Origin of the sequence: Erysipelothrix piscisicarius (genome assembly GCF_003931795.1) — a bacterium.
Classification (GTDB): domain Bacteria; phylum Bacillota_I; class Bacilli_A; order Erysipelotrichales; family Erysipelotrichaceae; genus Erysipelothrix; species Erysipelothrix piscisicarius.
In genome coordinates this window covers 1319072-1334827 of sequence record NZ_CP034234.1, presented here as the reverse complement: position 1 = coordinate 1334827, position 15756 = coordinate 1319072, and the positions used below count along the sequence as shown (strand labels likewise).

Annotated in this window: 14 protein-coding genes, 1 other RNA gene and 2 pseudogenes; 15 read left to right on the top strand and 2 right to left on the bottom strand. The window is 38.3% G+C overall.

Going from position 1 to position 15756, the window contains the following annotated elements:
- Window positions 1-54: 54 nt before the first annotated feature.
- A pseudogene (gene rspB, locus EEI45_RS10155) lies at window positions 55-2399 on the top strand (sortase-dependent adhesin RspB).
- Between the two features lie 70 nt (window positions 2400-2469).
- On the opposite strand, the gene EEI45_RS06645 reads toward rspB, so the two are convergent.
- Window positions 2470-4155: a proline--tRNA ligase gene (locus EEI45_RS06645; protein ID WP_125164624.1), complete on the bottom strand. Its 1686-nt coding sequence runs from the start codon at window positions 4153-4155 to the stop codon at window positions 2470-2472.
- A gap of 63 nt (window positions 4156-4218) precedes the next feature.
- On the opposite strand from EEI45_RS06645, the gene ssrS reads away from it, so the two are divergent.
- The 8 genes and pseudogenes from ssrS (at window position 4219) to recD2 (ending at window position 10949) form a co-directional block, all read left to right on the top strand.
- Window positions 4219-4371: non-coding RNA, 6S RNA (gene ssrS / locus EEI45_RS06640), on the top strand.
- A 71-nt stretch (window positions 4372-4442) separates the two neighbouring features.
- Entirely contained in the window at window positions 4443-4667 is a 225-nt protein-coding gene (locus EEI45_RS06635; protein ID WP_125164623.1) for a YneF family protein, read from the top strand.
- 40 nt (window positions 4668-4707) lie between these two features.
- Window positions 4708-5424 carry a biosynthetic peptidoglycan transglycosylase gene (locus tag EEI45_RS06630; RefSeq protein ID WP_125164622.1) on the top strand — a complete coding sequence of 239 codons (717 nt, stop codon included), beginning with the start codon at window positions 4708-4710 and terminating at the stop codon, window positions 5422-5424.
- A gap of 1 nt (window position 5425) precedes the next feature.
- Complete coding sequence (gene trpS / locus EEI45_RS06625; protein ID WP_125164621.1) at window positions 5426-6421, top strand: tryptophan--tRNA ligase; 996 nt, start codon at window positions 5426-5428, stop codon at window positions 6419-6421.
- A 113-nt stretch (window positions 6422-6534) separates the two neighbouring features.
- Window positions 6535-6972, top strand: a complete 438-nt coding sequence (gene spx, locus EEI45_RS06620; protein ID WP_003773302.1) for a transcriptional regulator Spx — start codon at window positions 6535-6537, stop codon at window positions 6970-6972.
- Window positions 6969-8085 (top strand): annotated as a pseudogene (gene mnmA / locus EEI45_RS06615) (tRNA 2-thiouridine(34) synthase MnmA). Before spx ends, mnmA begins: the two are co-directional and overlap by 4 nt.
- Window positions 8069-8797 carry a CPBP family intramembrane glutamic endopeptidase gene (locus EEI45_RS06610; RefSeq protein ID WP_125164620.1) on the top strand — a complete coding sequence of 243 codons (729 nt, stop codon included), beginning with the start codon at window positions 8069-8071 and terminating at the stop codon, window positions 8795-8797. Before mnmA ends, EEI45_RS06610 begins: the two are co-directional and overlap by 17 nt.
- A gap of 16 nt (window positions 8798-8813) precedes the next feature.
- Entirely contained in the window at window positions 8814-10949 is a 2136-nt protein-coding gene (recD2, locus tag EEI45_RS06605; protein WP_125164619.1) for an SF1B family DNA helicase RecD2, read from the top strand.
- A gap of 157 nt (window positions 10950-11106) precedes the next feature.
- On the opposite strand, the gene mscL is transcribed toward recD2, so the two are convergent.
- Window positions 11107-11514 (bottom strand): large-conductance mechanosensitive channel protein MscL, encoded by a 408-nt coding sequence (gene mscL, locus EEI45_RS06600; protein ID WP_125164618.1) that lies wholly within the window; start codon window positions 11512-11514, stop codon window positions 11107-11109.
- A gap of 96 nt (window positions 11515-11610) precedes the next feature.
- Between mscL and pepD the strand changes: the two genes are divergently transcribed.
- From pepD to EEI45_RS06575, 6 genes are all read left to right on the top strand, one after another.
- Entirely contained in the window at window positions 11611-13032 is a 1422-nt protein-coding gene (gene pepD / locus EEI45_RS06595; protein WP_125164617.1) for a beta-Ala-His dipeptidase, read from the top strand.
- Between the two features lie 111 nt (window positions 13033-13143).
- Window positions 13144-13617, top strand: coding sequence for a PTS sugar transporter subunit IIA (locus tag EEI45_RS06590; protein ID WP_013852849.1), 474 nt, complete (start codon window positions 13144-13146; stop codon window positions 13615-13617).
- A 50-nt stretch (window positions 13618-13667) separates the two neighbouring features.
- On the top strand, window positions 13668-14528 hold the full coding sequence (locus EEI45_RS06585; RefSeq protein ID WP_125164616.1) for an acyltransferase domain-containing protein: 861 nt from the start codon (window positions 13668-13670) through the stop codon (window positions 14526-14528).
- Between the two features lie 71 nt (window positions 14529-14599).
- A complete protein-coding gene (locus EEI45_RS06580) occupies window positions 14600-15268 on the top strand; it encodes a hypothetical protein (protein ID WP_125164615.1) in 669 nt (222 codons plus the stop codon).
- A gap of 104 nt (window positions 15269-15372) precedes the next feature.
- Window positions 15373-15546, top strand: a complete 174-nt coding sequence (locus tag EEI45_RS08590; RefSeq protein WP_164503749.1) for a hypothetical protein — start codon at window positions 15373-15375, stop codon at window positions 15544-15546.
- Window positions 15522-15716, top strand: a complete 195-nt coding sequence (locus tag EEI45_RS06575) for an ArsR family transcriptional regulator (protein WP_228410279.1) — start codon at window positions 15522-15524, stop codon at window positions 15714-15716. The genes EEI45_RS08590 and EEI45_RS06575 overlap by 25 nt, the downstream gene beginning before the upstream one ends.
- Window positions 15717-15756: the final 40 nt, after the last annotated feature.

Genomic DNA, 15756 nt, shown 5'->3' with positions numbered 1-15756 from the left:
AATGTGTAAGTTTTGTGACAAAGGTCATAAAAGTTCACAAGTAAAGGAGAGAATATGAAAAATACGAAGACAAAGTTGATTCTAAGGTCACTTATTGCTTTAGTTCTAATCGTTTCAGGTATTACCACAAATGTGAATGCATCAAGCAGTCCTAAAGATTATACAAATGAAGCGATCTTTACCCAATTCGACGTTAATCCTAAGGGATTAATCAACAATCCAAGTCAACCTATTGAGTTTAACTTAGCGTTCAGCGATATGAACAATGGTCAAAAAGTTAAATTTAAACCAGGTGATTATTTCGAGTTAACATTACCAAGTAATGATGAGGTAAGTTTACGTTCCCTTCGTGCTATGGGTTCAAAAATGCCTGTACATGCATTTGATAAAAATGGAAAACAAATCACCCTTGGTGAGTTAACCTTTAATGGAAGTCACATTCATTTTGAATTTATGGAGGATGTACTTCAACTTGAAAACGTTACAGGTACGATTAATCTAAAATCGGTATACGATAATGCATACCGTGGTGAAGAAGATAAAATTGCGGAACTTCCAACCAATCTTGGATTGGGTTCATTGGATAAACAAATGATTACAATCTCACAACCTGGAACCCCTACAGGTGTTGAACCAAGTCCAATCTTTTACTGGAAAACCGGAACATTTTCAACAGAAGTTCACGGCGATATGAACTGGTGGTTAAACATCAACAGTCCTAAAGAAGCAGTGCAATCCGATGTGAAGGTAATCGATACAATTGGTGAAGGTCATAAACTGGTTGATGGATCAATCATGGGTGACGTGGAAGCCAATGGAGAACTCAAACACATCAGTGCTGAAGAATTTAATAAAGAATATGGAACAATTACTGTTGAGGGTCAAGTTCTAACGGTAATGATTCCAAGAGAAAAAGCAGCAAAAACAACATTTATCGTTACTTATGATACGCGTGCTTTTGATAAGAAACTTGAAAATTATAAAAATGCGTCAACAATTGAATATAAAGATGAATCCGGAAATCTTGTGACGGATACACCCAAACATTATACTGATACATCCGTTGTGAATATGTTTGATGATGCGACAATCGGTGGAGAAATGAAGGAAAAAGGTGTATTCCGCGTGCAAAAATTTATTAAAGATACAGATGAAGTGCTCGAAGGCGTTACCTTTGAGATTACAGATAAAGATGGCAAGAAGATAGAAGGAATTACCAATGAAGATGGTATCTTTGATTTCAATCTTGAACCCGGTAGTTATACCTTAAAAGAAATCAAAACGAGTGATGGGTTTGAGTTGGATTCAACAGAATATGAATTGAAATGACTGAAAAATCCCAATCGAAGTCAATTTACAACGATTACCAACGATTTTATGTTGTTGCGACAAAGAAATGGGTGGGTGGTACGTCACCACGGCCTGCGGTAACATTTGATCTCTACCGTAGCGCAAACGGTGTTTCAGAACGTGTTGAAGGTGCAACCATGGAATTGGTTGATGGTCAAACAACCGCTGATTTTGGAAAACAGTTAAAATTCGACAAAGAAGGTCATGAATACACATATTTTGTTAAAGAAACAACAGATTTAGAAAACTATATCAAACATGAAAATGGACTTGAAGTAACCAATACCTATAACCTACGTGATGTAGCTGTAAACAAAGTATGGGTTGGTGGACCTGCGGTTCACCCAACCATTCAAATTCAACTTTATGCAAATGACATTGCACTTGAAAATCATCTTGAAACCTTAACATCAGGTACTGATGTGGTAACATTTAAGAATTTACCAATTCTTGACAAAGCAGGAAATGAAATCGTTTATTCCGCAAAAGAAGTCAATGTGCCGGTAGGCTATGAAATGGAACAAACGGATGCACTCACAATTACCAATCACTTTATCGTTGAGAAAATCGATATTACCGCACACAAAATCTGGGACGGTGGTCCAAGTGTTAAACCTACCATCACATTTGGGTTAGTCCGTGATAGCATTGAAATGGGAATTACGGTAGATTTAGTCAATGGTGAGGAAACAGCAGGCTTTGAGGATTTACCAAAAACAGATCCTAATGGAAAAGATTATGTTTATACCGTTATCGAACTTGATGTACCAAAAGGTTATGTTGCGGTTTACAGTGAGGACGGTTTAACCGTTACAAACTATTATGATGAACCGGTCATTGTAGATCCACACGAACCAAAAGAACCTACAAAACCTGTTGAACCTGCGAAACCTGGTGAACCTTCAAAACCTGAAGTCTTGGGTGTTCGTAAAGAACAATTGCCTCAAACAGGTGTAAGTGCAAACAATGTCTTACTCTATGGTAGTTTATTATTAATCTCAGGAATCGGTATGTTTGTATTGAAACATCATCGTGAGGAAAAAGAGTAGAAGCTTCGGCTTCTTCTTTTTTTTTATAAAAGCATAAAAAAACTGGATGATTAAGTCCAGTTTTTGTGTTTTACATATAAGATTTAAGAACACTCAAGATGTCTTCACGTTTAATTTTTTGTTCCGCACCAGTTTTACGTTCCTTCAGTTCGACTTCACCGTGTTCCACATCACGTCCGACGGTAATTCGTAATGGAACCCCAATGAGATCCATATCGTTAAACTTAATACCTGGACGTTGTTTACGATCATCGAGAATCACTTCAAGTCCTGCTTGGGTTAATTCTTGATATAAATCGTCTGCGAAGGCCATATGTTCTTCGTTTTTATTATTGATAACAACGATTGCTACTTGGAATGGCGCAAGATTCATGGGCCATACAATACCGTTTTCATCATTGTTTTGTTCAACAACAGCTGCAAGAGTACGACCCAGTCCAATTCCATAAGATCCCATATATACATCTTGAAGTTTGTTGTTTTGGTCTAGGTATTCAAGACCCATTGCTTTTGAATATTTTGTCCCCAGTTTAAAGGTATTTCCAACTTCAATCCCTTTTGAGAATGTAAGAACGCCTTTACCATCTGGGTTTGGATCGCCTTCTTTAACATTTGATACGTCGATAATGTGTGTTGCTTTAAAATCAGAATGATTCACATTAATGAAGTGGTGGTCATTTTCATTTGCACCCACTGTGAAATTTCGTAATCCTTCAATCATCTTATCAACAACAACATCAATTTCAAGACCTACAGGTCCTGCAAATCCAACAGAAGCACCCGTATGTTTTTGAACGTTTTCAAAGTCGGCAAGTTCAACTTCCGTTGCTTTGTATAATTTCGCAAGCTTAGTTTCATTTACATCACGGTCTCCAAGAACACAAACGGCAACATATTGATCATCCAAGCGATAGATTAATGTTTTTACAAATTTTTGAACGGGTTGTTGTAAAAATGAAGCAACCTCTTCAATTGTACGTGCATTGGGCGTATAGACTTTTTCCATACTTAAGAATGGTTCATCAGATTGAATACGATTTACGTTTTCCGCAACCTCAAGGTTACTTGAATATCCTGTTTCTTCGCCAAGTACTAAGATGTCTTCACCGATATCAGTAACAGCCTGAAACTCTTCAGAGAGTAAACCACCCATAATACCTGTGTCTGCACGAACGATACGATAATCCAGTCCAACACGATCAAAGATACGTTTATACGCTTCAAACATCGCGTCATAGGACTTGTCAGCGGATTCAAGATCAGTATCAAAGGTATAGGAATCCTTCATCACAAACTCACGTACACGAATTAAACCAAAACGAGGACGTGCTTCATCTCTAAATTTCGTTTGAAATTGATAAAGGCTAAATGGCATATCTTTATACGAACGAATTTTCATTTGTGCTGCTTGCGCAAACAACTCTTCATGCGTAGGACCTAAAACAAATGGTTTTTTAAAACGGTCATCCAATTGGAACATGCTGGTACCAATAATATCACGACGTCCTGAGGCTACATAAACATCTTCAGGAATCAAGGTAGGCATGGTCATTTCCTGTGCATCGATGGCGTTCATCTCTTCACGGATAATGTTTTCGATTTTATTTTTAACTTTTAAACCAAGTGGCATATACATATATACCCCGGAAGAACTTTTTTTAATATACCCAGCTCGAACGAGTAGGTTACCACTGGTAGAATCTTCATCACGAACATCTTCCCTAATGGTATAAAAGAAACTTTTACTTAATTTCATACATTCACCTCGTAATTTTCTCATATAGTATATCACGAAACCATGAATTGTGTGTTATAATAGTGGTGCCCAAAGGGAAATATATTTCCGACACTTTGATATAAGGGAATCCGGATGTTTATGCGTGGTGTGAAAGCTAATTTATTAGAATCCTAAACCCATGACAGGATACCCACCTGTTAACACAGGGAATAATATCAACCCTTTGGGTTTTTATTTTGAATGATTAAATCGGTCCTTGTGTTTATCAAGGAATCGTTATAAAATATAGATAGGATGGTGAGAGTATGCTAACACTACTAAGTACAACAGGTTTATCAATTACTTATTTTGTTTTAGGGTTATTGGTTGGAGGTGTCGTTGCTTTCTTCTTAAGTAAGAAGTATTTTGAAAAACAATTAAAAGAAAACCCACCAATTAACGAAAAAATGATTCGTGCGATGTACATGCAAATGGGACGTAAACCGTCTGAAGCGCAAATTCGTCAGATCATGAAGTCGATGGGACAATAAAAAACACAGGCGACTGTGTTTTTTATTACGATGTGTGAATATGAGAAAACTGATACGAAAACTTGTTTTAATGATGGTGACCGTTGCCTTGGTGGTTGTGGGGGTCATCCTCTTTTTCGGATACAAAGAGTATCAATCGGTTATCCTGAAAAAACCAATTGATACGGTTTTAATCGAATTAAAAAAAGATGAAGCGTATACTACAATCGATGAAATCCCTGACCTTGCTTTAAAGGCCATGGTTGCTACGGAAGACTCCCGTTTGTTTACTCGGAAATCGGTAATGGATTTGCGTGCAGTTTTACGTGCGATTGTTCATAATATTCAAAGTCGTAAACTTGTGGAAGGGGGATCAACCATTCCACAACAAGTTTCTAAAAATATATATTTTGATCATGATGCCTCTTTTGTGCGGAAAGTATCCGAATATTTTGTAACACGTGACTTACTTTTAACGTATACTAAAGAAGAAATCCTGGAGATGTATCTAAATATAATCTATTACGGTGATGGTTATTCCGGGATATACCATGCAAGCATGGGGTATTTTGAGGTCCTACCTTTCGAATTGAATGAAGGACAGGCGACGCTTTTAATGGGGTTGCCACAATCACCGTCTTATTATGCCTTGAGTTCTAATTTTGAGGCTGCGAAAGCGCGGCAACGTCATGTATTAAATCGTCTGGTTGATGCCCAAGAAATTACAGCAGAACGTGCCGAAGAAATCTATTTAATGGATGTTTATGGAGGACAATGAAATGAAAAAGAGAATGATTAGTGGTATTAAACCAACAGGACAATTAACATTAGGAAACTATATTGGCGCGTTAAAGCCTTTTGTAGCATCGCAAGATGAATACGATTTAAGTGTTTTTATCGCGAATCTACACTGTGTTACCATGCCGATTGATCCGGAAGAACTTGAGACCAATTTAAGGGATGCCTTGGCATTTTATTTGGCATGTGGTCTTGATCCGCAAAAAACAGACATCTTTCTCCAAAGTGATGTTCCTGAAATTGCGCAACTTGGTTTCTTATTATCGTGTGTTACCCCAATGGGTGAATTAAACCGTCAAACTCAATATAAAGATAAAAAAGACAGCGGTGTTTCCTTAAGTGCTGGATTTTATACGTATCCAACCTTAATGTCAGCCGATATTTTAATTCACGGTGCAGAGCTTGTACCTGTTGGTGAAGATCAAAAACAACACGTTGAGTTAGCGCGTGATACAGCCGAACGTTTTAATAATCGATTTGGGGATACGTTTAAAATTCCAGAACCGGTCATTGCGAAGGTTGGAAAACGCATTATGTCCTTACAAGATCCAAGCAAGAAAATGAGTAAATCAGATCGCGAAGGGGACAAAGGGGTCATTTATTTAAAAGAAGACACTAAAAAAGCACGTAAGAAAATTATGTCAGCAGTGACGGATAGTATTGGTGTTGTGCAATATGATCCAGAACACCAACCAGGGGTTGCGAACTTACTAACCATCTATGCTTCACTGAAAGAAATCAGTATTGATGACGCCGTAAAAGTATTTGAAGGCCAACAATATGGAAGTTTTAAAAAGGCAGTCGCAGACGTTGTTTGCGCTGAATTAGAGGCGATTCAAGCACGTTATCACGAGTGTATTGAATCCAATACACTCAATTATGTTTTAGCGGAAGGCGCATCCCGTGTCCGTCCTCAAGCCCAAGCAACATTGCATGATGTGCAATCGAAATTTGGTCTTGATTGGAAACGCAACTAAGTTCGCCTAACATAAATATCAAAAAGATTCATGAATTATGACCTAGAATTATTTTCTAGGTCTTTCAAAATATACATATAAAATGTATAATTGATTAAAAGGGAGGTTTGCACATGATTGTTCTTTATTCATCTCCTGGTTGTGCGTCGTGTCGAAAAGTTCGACAATGGCTTAAAGATCGGAATTTAAAATTTATTGAAAAAAACATATTTACATCGGTTCTTAGCGAAAAAGAAATTAAACATTTACTTATGCGAAGTGAAAACGGTACGGAAGATATTATCTCGAAACGTTCAAAAGTGATGCAAGAATCACAACTTGACTTAGAGGAATTATCGATGAGTGAATTAATTACATTTATTCAACGACATCCATCCGTTTTAAAACGTCCAATCATTATGAATGATAAATCATTCTTAGTGGGGTATGATGAAGAAGAAATCGATGCATTTCTACCGCCGGAATTACGTTCGGCAAATAGACATTCGTGTGATCCAACCTGTCCAAAGTATGGGTCATGCAGCATGGCAATGAAAGATGATGAAAAATGAAAGTATTAGTAGGTTTATCTGGAGGCGTCGATAGCGCAGTCGCGGCTCATATATTAAAATCGCAAGGACATGATGTTACTTGCGCTTTTATGCGTAATTGGGATTCTTTTGCGAATAATGATATTCTGGGAAACCCAACCATTAAAAATGATATGTGTTCACAAGAAGTGGACTATGATGATGCGAAACGTGTTGCTGACCATTTGGGTTTAGAATTGCTTCGTGTGGATTACGTTAAAGAATATTGGGATCATGTGTTCTCATTTTTCTTAGCAGAAACCGAACGCGGAAATACTCCGAATCCGGACATTTTATGCAATCGTTTTGTGAAGTTTGATGCATTCTACGATTTTATGGATGCGAATGGTTTTGAAGCACTTGCGACCGGTCATTATGCCATTACACGTGATGGGACAATGTATCGTGCCGTCGATCAAAATAAAGATCAAACGTATTTCTTAAGCCGTGTTCGTCCTGAAGTGTTACCACGGGTATTATTCCCATTAGGTTCTTTAACCAAAGACGAGGTTCGTCGTATCGCCTTAGAATTAGATTTACCGGTAGCAACCAAAAAAGATTCTACGGGCATCTGCTTTATTGGTGAACGTCAATATCGTGATTTCCTTAAAAACTACCTTAAAGATGTGGAAGGGGATATCATCGATGAGGATACACAAAAAGTACTCGGAAAACATCAAGGTGTTATGTTCTATACAATAGGTCAACGCCATGGCTTGGACATCAGTACGGCTGTAGGCCCATGGTTTGTGGTGGGAAAAGACCTATCAACAAACCGTATCTATGTTGGAAAAGGCGCAGACCATCCAATGCTCTTTGCCGGTGCTGCCGAAATTGCGGAAATGAACTGGTTTGCGGATGAAAAGTGGATCTTGAATGTACCGCAAAATTTAGATATCGTCAAAAGATGTGCGAGTGCGTATTGCTTGGATCGATGCGACGCGACTCCGTGTTGAAATGATTGATGATGTGAAGTCAGTCACATTGGGGCAAGAAGCCGTCTTCTATCTTGGTGAAGCATGTCTTGGTGGCGGTCGCATTGACCGTGTGTTTGATACAAATGGAAATGAAGTAACCTATGATTCGAAATTATGATGTTGATCAGGGGCGATTTGAGTTTACCCCCTTTCAAGTGATTTTAGTGGTTCTAAATTATTTCTGTGGATTCCAATACCTTTACCCACGCATCGGTGCTTGGGTAAGTGGTACACAAGGGGTCGTAACACCGCGTGTGGCGATGTTTATCTACCTTTTTACATTGATATCAATGGTTGCAATCGTTTATAAGCCATTGAGAGCTAGTTTCTATTTTTTTAAACGAAATATTCGGACAAACATTCTTCCAGTATTTAGGATAACAGGTCTTATGCTTTTATTTAATATTGCACTGGGTTTGTTGGTTCAATTAATTCTGGGAAGTGGTGTCGTAAGTGCCAATCAAGAAGCGGTCAATGAAGGGTTGCGTAATTTTCCGTATCTAAATATGTTTGCAACAATTGTGTTTGCGCCCATTGTGGAAGAGATTGTCTTTCGTGGAGCGTTTTACCAATCCTTGCGTTCTGAAAAATCATACCGATCAAGCATCGTGATTTCGTGTTTGCTCTTTGGGTTAATCCATGTCTTACCCAATATGATGCTTACCGGAGATTTAACGCAATTGATTTACTTAATTCCTTATTCAGGAATGGCAATTTTTATGATTATGGCATTTGAAGTAACAGGTTCAATATGGGGAGCAATTTTTGTCCATATGTTGAACAATACCTTCGCAACATTAACTGTAATTCTACCAATGTTTTTAGGTTAGATTTGAGGTCAATATTATGGAACAAACGATTAAAGGATCAGTCGAAACATGTATATTTAAAAATGAACAATCTGGATATGGTATTTTCCGGATTGTTCTTTTCAATAGCAATCAAAAGCCAATGACCATTAAGGGGCCATTGGCGACTTTAGAGCTGGATTCATTTTATGAGTTTAAAGGGGATTACGTCGAAGATCTACGTTATGGCATGCAGTTTGATGTCATTGCGTTTAAACAAATGCTTCCCCAACACCGTGATTTTATTATTCGTTTTTTAAGTGGACCCAATTTTCCCGGTATCGGTCAAAAAACGGCAACTGCAGTTGTGGATACTTATGGCGAAGATGTTTTAGATCAAATTCGTGAGGATGAGTCTTTTAAACTTGACGTTAAAGGGATTACGGAAGCGAAAGCGGAAATGATTGTTTCGGTGATTCGCAAACAAGACGCGCAAGAAGATGCGGTATCGTTTTTGCTTGCCCATGGACTTGGAAATAAGCAAATTATTAAAATAAACAAAGAATACGGTGATAATGCGATTTCAGTGATTCGTGAAAATCCTTATCGTCTTGTTTATGACGTCGATGGTATTGGATTTAAAACCGCTGATAAAGTCGCAATGTCGCTTGGTTATGCGCTGGATGATCCCTTGCGTGTTGAGGCACTGGTTCTTGACCGTTATAAAACAATTTGTTTTGGGGCGGGTGACAGTTTTATTACCAAAGATAAATTGTTTGATGGGGTGCGAATGGGGGATGCAGAGCGAGTGGAAGCGGCGTATCAAGAGCTAGTTCAAAGCGGTGAATTGGTTGAAGATGGTGACCGTCTTTACCATCGTACGCAATATGATAGTGAAGTTTATGTTACCGAAACCCTTAAGAATTTTAAATACACAGGTTATGATTTTGATCTGGATGATTTGGAATCTAAAATCGCTTCAATAGAATCTCAGCTTCGCATTGAATTTGATGATACCCAACGTGAAGCCATTGAGTCCTTTTTATGTGAAGATGTCATGATTCTCACCGGTGGTCCGGGAACGGGGAAAAGTACCTTGTTATCGGGTGTGGTCACATTACTCCAAGCAAATTGTCCATGGCTACACATTACCTTATGTGCGCCGACTGGGCGTGCCGCAAAACGCTTGGAAGAATTAACCAACGTCCAAGCCGCTACGATTCACTCTGTTCTTAAATGGGATTTGGAATCCAATAAGTTTGGTATGCATGAAGAAAACCCATTAGAAACCGATATTTTAATTATCGATGAGTTTTCAATGGTCGATACATGGCTTCTTGCTCATATCTTAAAAGCATCGGAGAAGGTAAAAAAACTGCTGTTTGTGGGTGATAAAGATCAGCTTCCATCAGTGAGCAGTGGTTTTGTGTTAGGGGATTTAATTGCATCGAAGGTATTTAAAACAATTTCCTTAGAACGAAACTACCGTCAAGAGGCCGGATCTGAAGTTATTGACTTAGCGGTTAATATGAATCAAGGTCTTCTGGATGTTTCAAATTATCATCGTGATGTCCGGGTCTTTGATAGCCGTTATGGCAGTGTCAAAGATATTGTCTTAAAGGTTGTGGGTGAAGCTATGCAGGGTGGTTATGATTTAAGCGATATTCAAGTCTTAGCACCCATGTACTCAGGTCCAGCTGGGATTGATAATTTAAATCACTTCCTTCAAAAAATGTGTAATCCTGAAAGTCCTCAAAAAGCACAAATCATGTACGGGACACGGATTTTTAGAGAAGGGGATAAAATCTTACAACTTAAAAATCAACCGGATGATTTTGTATTTAATGGCGATATTGGGATGCTTGTGGAAGTTGAAGCCAAACGTTTGGTTGTTGATTTTGATGGAAACTTCGTCGAGTATGAGCCATCTTCCTATATAAACATTACCCATGCTTATGCCATGAGTGTTCATAAAGCTCAAGGGTCGGAATATCCCATTGTGATTCTTGTAGCAGTGCGAGATTTTTACCGCATGTTATCCCGTCGACTTTACTATACCGGGGCAACGCGATCTTCAAAATCACTCGTCTTAGTTGGTGAATTGGATGCCTTTCACACCGCAGTTGAAAATCACCACGAAGCCAAACGCAATACATTTTTAACTGAACGCTTGCAAGAAGCATTTGAAAAGTAAGAAAAATTTGATATAATAGACGTGTCTGAGACGTGATGAATCTTAGACATGGTGGATTTAGTTTGGGAGACAAAATCTATTATGGTAGCTATAATACTACTATAAGAAAAATAACACCGCTTATAATAGGTGTTATTTTTTTATGCTTTTTCAGCGATTATTTATTTTTCTTGAGTTCATCTAAGATGTTTTCAAGTAACACAACTTCATCTGATTTTGGTGCAGGTGCCTCTTCCACAACTTTAGGTGCTTTTTTTAATTTATTCATAGCTCGGATAACCATGAAGATACATAAAGCAATGACAATAAAGTCGATTGTTGCTTGTAGGAAGTTTCCGTAACTCATGACAACGGCGGGTGTTTCACCGACTGCAGGTTTAATAACCCACTTCAAGTCCTCAAAGTTTGCGGCTCCGGTTAATAAACTAATGAGTGGTGTAAAGATATCTGCTACCAGTGACGTTACGATTTTCCCAAACGCACCCCCGATAACAACCCCAACTGCCATGTCAATCACATTCCCTTGCATTGCGAATTCTTTGAATTCTGTGATAAATTTTTTCATACTGCTCCTCCTTATTAATAATATAATTGATTTATGTGATATTTCAAAGGAATGTGATATGATTTATACGACAAATAACAAGAAAGAAGGTCTTTTATGAGTGAATCAGTTGTAATGAAATATTTTAGAGAAATCAGTGCGATTCCTCGTGCTTCGTTTAATGAAGAAGCAATTAGTAATCACTTAGTTGATTTTGCGAAAGGATTAGGTTTAAACTACATCCAAGATGAATTATGGAATGTGATTATCTTTAAGCCGGCAACTCCAGGTTATGAAAATGCACCGACTGTAATGCTTCAATCCCATACAGATATGGTTGCGGAAAAAAACAAAGACAGTAATCATGATTTTGATGTGGATCCAATCGAACTGATTATTAAAGATGGGATGCTTTATGCTAATAATACAACGTTGGGTGCTGATGATGGTGCCGGGGTTGCGGCAGTTTTAGCGGACTCAGAAATGGGACATCCTGCCCTTGAATGCGTCTTTACGGTTCAAGAAGAAACGGGCTTAACGGGTGCGACTGAACTGGATACATCAATGCTTAAGTCAGAATTATGCATTGGTTTGGATGGATCGGGTGAAGTTGAAACGTATGTATCCTCATGTGGGGGTGTGCGTGCACGTCTTGCGAAGGCAGTACAATTTGAAGATATTGATTCGGATACAATTACCGTATCAATTCGTGGTCTTTTAGGTGGTCACTCAGGTGGTGAAATTGATCAAGAGCGTGGGAATGCTTCCAAGATTGCAGGAATCATTATGCGTCGTGCACTCGATCAATTTGATTTCCGTGTGGTTGCTGCAGAGGGTGGTTTAAAAATGAACGCGATTACGCGTGAACATGATTTCACCTTAGCCATGAAAGATATTGAAGGATTTAAAGCATGGTTTAAAGAAATGGAAGCAGGCTTTAAAGAACAATATGAATTCAGTGATGCGGGTTTAAACTTTACCTTAACAGAAGGTCATACAACTCGTGCTTTATGTGAAGCAGACACACGTCGTGTTGTGGATGCACTCTTTATGCTTCCTTATGGTGTAATTCAAATGAGTAAAGCAATTGAAGGCTTGGTCATCACGTCTTCAAATATTGGGACAGTACGATTAGATGAAAATGAACTGGAAATCACGATGTCGATTCGTGCAACGCAAGCGTTTGTCTTGGATACGGTAATGCGTCAAGTTGAGTGGATTGCAGCACAAAATGATCTTGAGACCGAGTTTACGTCACGTTACCCTGGATGGAACTACGATGCGAAGTCAAAACTACGCGAACGTACAATGAGTGTTTATAAAGAACTTCGTGGTCAAGACATGGAAACTGAAGCAACACATGGTGGAATGGAACTTGGTATTTGGAAGGGTAAAATGCCTCATATCGATATTGTAAGTTTTGGTCCAATTATGTTTGATATTCATACACCGGATGAACGTTTGGATATCGCGTCGTTTGACCGTACTTATGAATTCCTAGTGGCGCTGCTTGAATCCCTTCACGATTTCAAGGCTTAGTTTCCAAATCCGAAATCGTTTACGAAATTTATGCGTAAATTTCAAACACTTAACAATTATATTTTTAAAATAATATGATAAAATTAGAGTAACTGATTGGAGGACGATATTATGTTTGGCTTGTTTAAAAAAAATAAAGAATCATACCGTTCATTTGGTACCGGTACCGTCTTAGCGCTTAAGGATGTTCCAGATCAAGTGTTCTCAACCAAAATGATGGGGGATGGCTATGCCCTTGAACTTACAGAGGGTAAGGTCTATGCACCCATCAGTGGTGATGTAACTTTGGTCTTTCCTACAGGCCATGCCTTTGGCATTACGGATGCAAGTGGTGTGGAGATGTTAATTCATTTAGGAATTGATACGGTGGAACTTAATGGTAAAGGATTTAATGGTGTTGTGAAGCAAGGGGATAAGGTTACCCAAGGTGATCTGTTAACCACTGTGGATCTTGATTATATTCGTGAAAACGGAAAATCTTTAGTAAGTCCTTTTATTCTAACTTCAGGACAATCCATTACGCTTCTTAAAGAAGGGGAATCGGTAACACCCGAGTCTGAAGACATTTTCTCAATTAATGCTTAAAAGACATCTTCATGATGTCTTTTTTTCCAATTTATGAAAGAGGTGCCCTAATGCTTAAGAAACTATTAAAAACAGCACAGTTTAATGACGATGCAATTTCAATCCTAATCTCACAATACGATAACTATCAATATGTCTTGGAAACGTGTGCGAAGCCGTATACGGGTGAAAAGAACGCACTCCCTATATTGAAACTCAATCCCCAAGAACGCCTCATGCGAACGCTTTATATGCTTCCTGAGCTCAAAGAACAATATATTCAGCGTGGTATTGACGATGCAATCTTTAACGCCAGCATTCAAGACCTAAACTATCGTATTGAACGTTATCATAAATCCAATGATCATTATGGACTCAGCGATAGTGATGTCATCTGGTTACGTTTTATGTTCCGTTTTGAAATGTTTGAACTTGGAAGTTTGCGTTATCAAATTTTTCCATTCAGTTATGCGGAGATTGAACGGAGTGGTCATGACACCATGCACTTACCCCAACAACAAAAACACCGTTTTCCTGAAAACACCATGATGCTTAACATTCATATAAAACGTGATGCCAATTTATCACCACAAGCCATCGATGCATCCCTCAAACAAGCGCATGACTTCTTTACAAAGACCTTCCCCGAACATCATTTTAAAGCGTTTATTACCCGAACATGGTTAATTCATCGCGGGATTATGGCTTTAATTGGTGATCCAAACAGCCATATCGTTCAGTTTGGAAATCGCTTCGAAATCATTGCTTCTTCACATAACCGATATCAAGCACTGGAGCGCATCTATGGGACAACCGATATGTATGAAATCAGTCGCATGGACAAAACAACCCAATTACAACGTGATGCATACAAACATCCGGAAATGCTCGGGGTTGCATGTGGGATTATCGAATTTGAAAACTTCGAATAATGGTGATAGGGATTTCATTATTACGTGAAATAGTCTATTATAGTACTAGATATTCCAAATAGGAGGAAGCCATGGATTACTTAAAATTGTTTATGATCTTTGTCGTTGCATTTATCGCGATTCAACTTTTAATCCGATTACTGGGTAAAAGAGCGAGTGATAAGGCAATGAAAGCATTTATGGAAAGTGACACCCCAACCTTCACGAAAAACATTGATAGTTGGCTTGCGAAACTGACCATCCCCACATTTAACCGTAACTTCTTTAAACTTAATTATTTTATGAGTGTCAATGACAGTGAGCAGGTTCAAAGCATTGCGCAGGGTATGGAGAAACTTCATATGAACCGCAATCAAAAATTAGAGTACTTAATGAAGCTTTATGAATATGCATTGATGCGTGATGAAGTTGAATCCACCAAACAATCACTTGAAGCACTGCGTACCTTTATTCGCGAATCGGATATGGATAATCGCACCCAACTTCTTGAGAAACTGGATTTGGATGAATCAATTTTTATTAATCACGATATGGACTCACTGGCAGCCATTGATACCTTGATCGAACAATCCCCTGAGGAACTTAAAGGTGTTTGGTATTTCCGTAAAGCGATGATCTTGGAAGAAAATGGTCATGACCAACGCGCACTTACTGAAATTGAACGTGCTATGCGCCATGAACCCCTCGAGATTAATAAAGAACAATACCAAGTATTAAAAGATCAAATTTTAAAGAAATAGAAGGGTTCACATGCGTGGAGTAGTAAACTAAAAGTAGACAAGTAAAAAAGACTTGTCTACTTTTTTTGTGTAATAATAAAATCAAAGATAAAACGGAGGTATTAATGATGGGAAGACCCAAAGGTGGATTAAATAATAAATGGACTTATGAGGATCGTATTAAAGTCGTTACACGTCATATTGATGAACATATAAGTGCTGCGAAACTATCACAAGTCCTAAAGGAACGATTAATGGTTGGATTGATCGATTCATGCGCGATGGTAAAGAGGGTTTAAAAAACAAGAAAAAGACAGGAAATCATTTTTCTGCGCTTCATACGAGTAAATCATTAACTGAGCTCGAACGACTTCAACTCGAAATTCTAAAACGAGATATTGAGATTGCACGATTAAAAAAAGGGTACCAGGTGAAAGGAGTTGGTGTAAACAAGGAGTTCGTTACTTAAAAGACAAGAATTCCAAATAGCACATGACTTATCTTTTAAA

Bases quoted from the DNA above. Each gene is read 5' to 3' on its own strand.
- recD2 (WP_125164619.1), top strand. From the start codon at position 8,814: ATGGAACAAACGATTAAAGGATCAGTCGAAACATGTATATTTAAAAAT.
- mscL (WP_125164618.1), bottom strand. From the start codon at position 11,514: ATGAAAAAATTTATCACAGAATTCAAAGAATTCGCAATGCAAGGGAAT.
- EEI45_RS06630 (WP_125164622.1), top strand. From the start codon at position 4,708: ATGAGAAAACTGATACGAAAACTTGTTTTAATGATGGTGACCGTTGCC.
- EEI45_RS06585 (WP_125164616.1), top strand. From the start codon at position 13,668: ATGCTTAAGAAACTATTAAAAACAGCACAGTTTAATGACGATGCAATT.
- EEI45_RS08590 (WP_164503749.1), top strand. From the start codon at position 15,373: ATGATGGGAAGACCCAAAGGTGGATTAAATAATAAATGGACTTATGAG.
- trpS (WP_125164621.1), top strand. From the start codon at position 5,426: ATGAAAAAGAGAATGATTAGTGGTATTAAACCAACAGGACAATTAACA.
- EEI45_RS06590 (WP_013852849.1), top strand. From the start codon at position 13,144: ATGTTTGGCTTGTTTAAAAAAAATAAAGAATCATACCGTTCATTTGGT.
- EEI45_RS06635 (WP_125164623.1), top strand. From the start codon at position 4,443: ATGCTAACACTACTAAGTACAACAGGTTTATCAATTACTTATTTTGTT.
- spx (WP_003773302.1), top strand. From the start codon at position 6,535: ATGATTGTTCTTTATTCATCTCCTGGTTGTGCGTCGTGTCGAAAAGTT.
- EEI45_RS06580 (WP_125164615.1), top strand. From the start codon at position 14,600: ATGGATTACTTAAAATTGTTTATGATCTTTGTCGTTGCATTTATCGCG.
- pepD (WP_125164617.1), top strand. From the start codon at position 11,611: ATGAGTGAATCAGTTGTAATGAAATATTTTAGAGAAATCAGTGCGATT.
- EEI45_RS06645 (WP_125164624.1), bottom strand. From the start codon at position 4,155: ATGAAATTAAGTAAAAGTTTCTTTTATACCATTAGGGAAGATGTTCGT.
- EEI45_RS06610 (WP_125164620.1), top strand. From the start codon at position 8,069: ATGATTCGAAATTATGATGTTGATCAGGGGCGATTTGAGTTTACCCCC.
- EEI45_RS06575 (WP_228410279.1), top strand. From the start codon at position 15,522: ATGCGCGATGGTAAAGAGGGTTTAAAAAACAAGAAAAAGACAGGAAAT.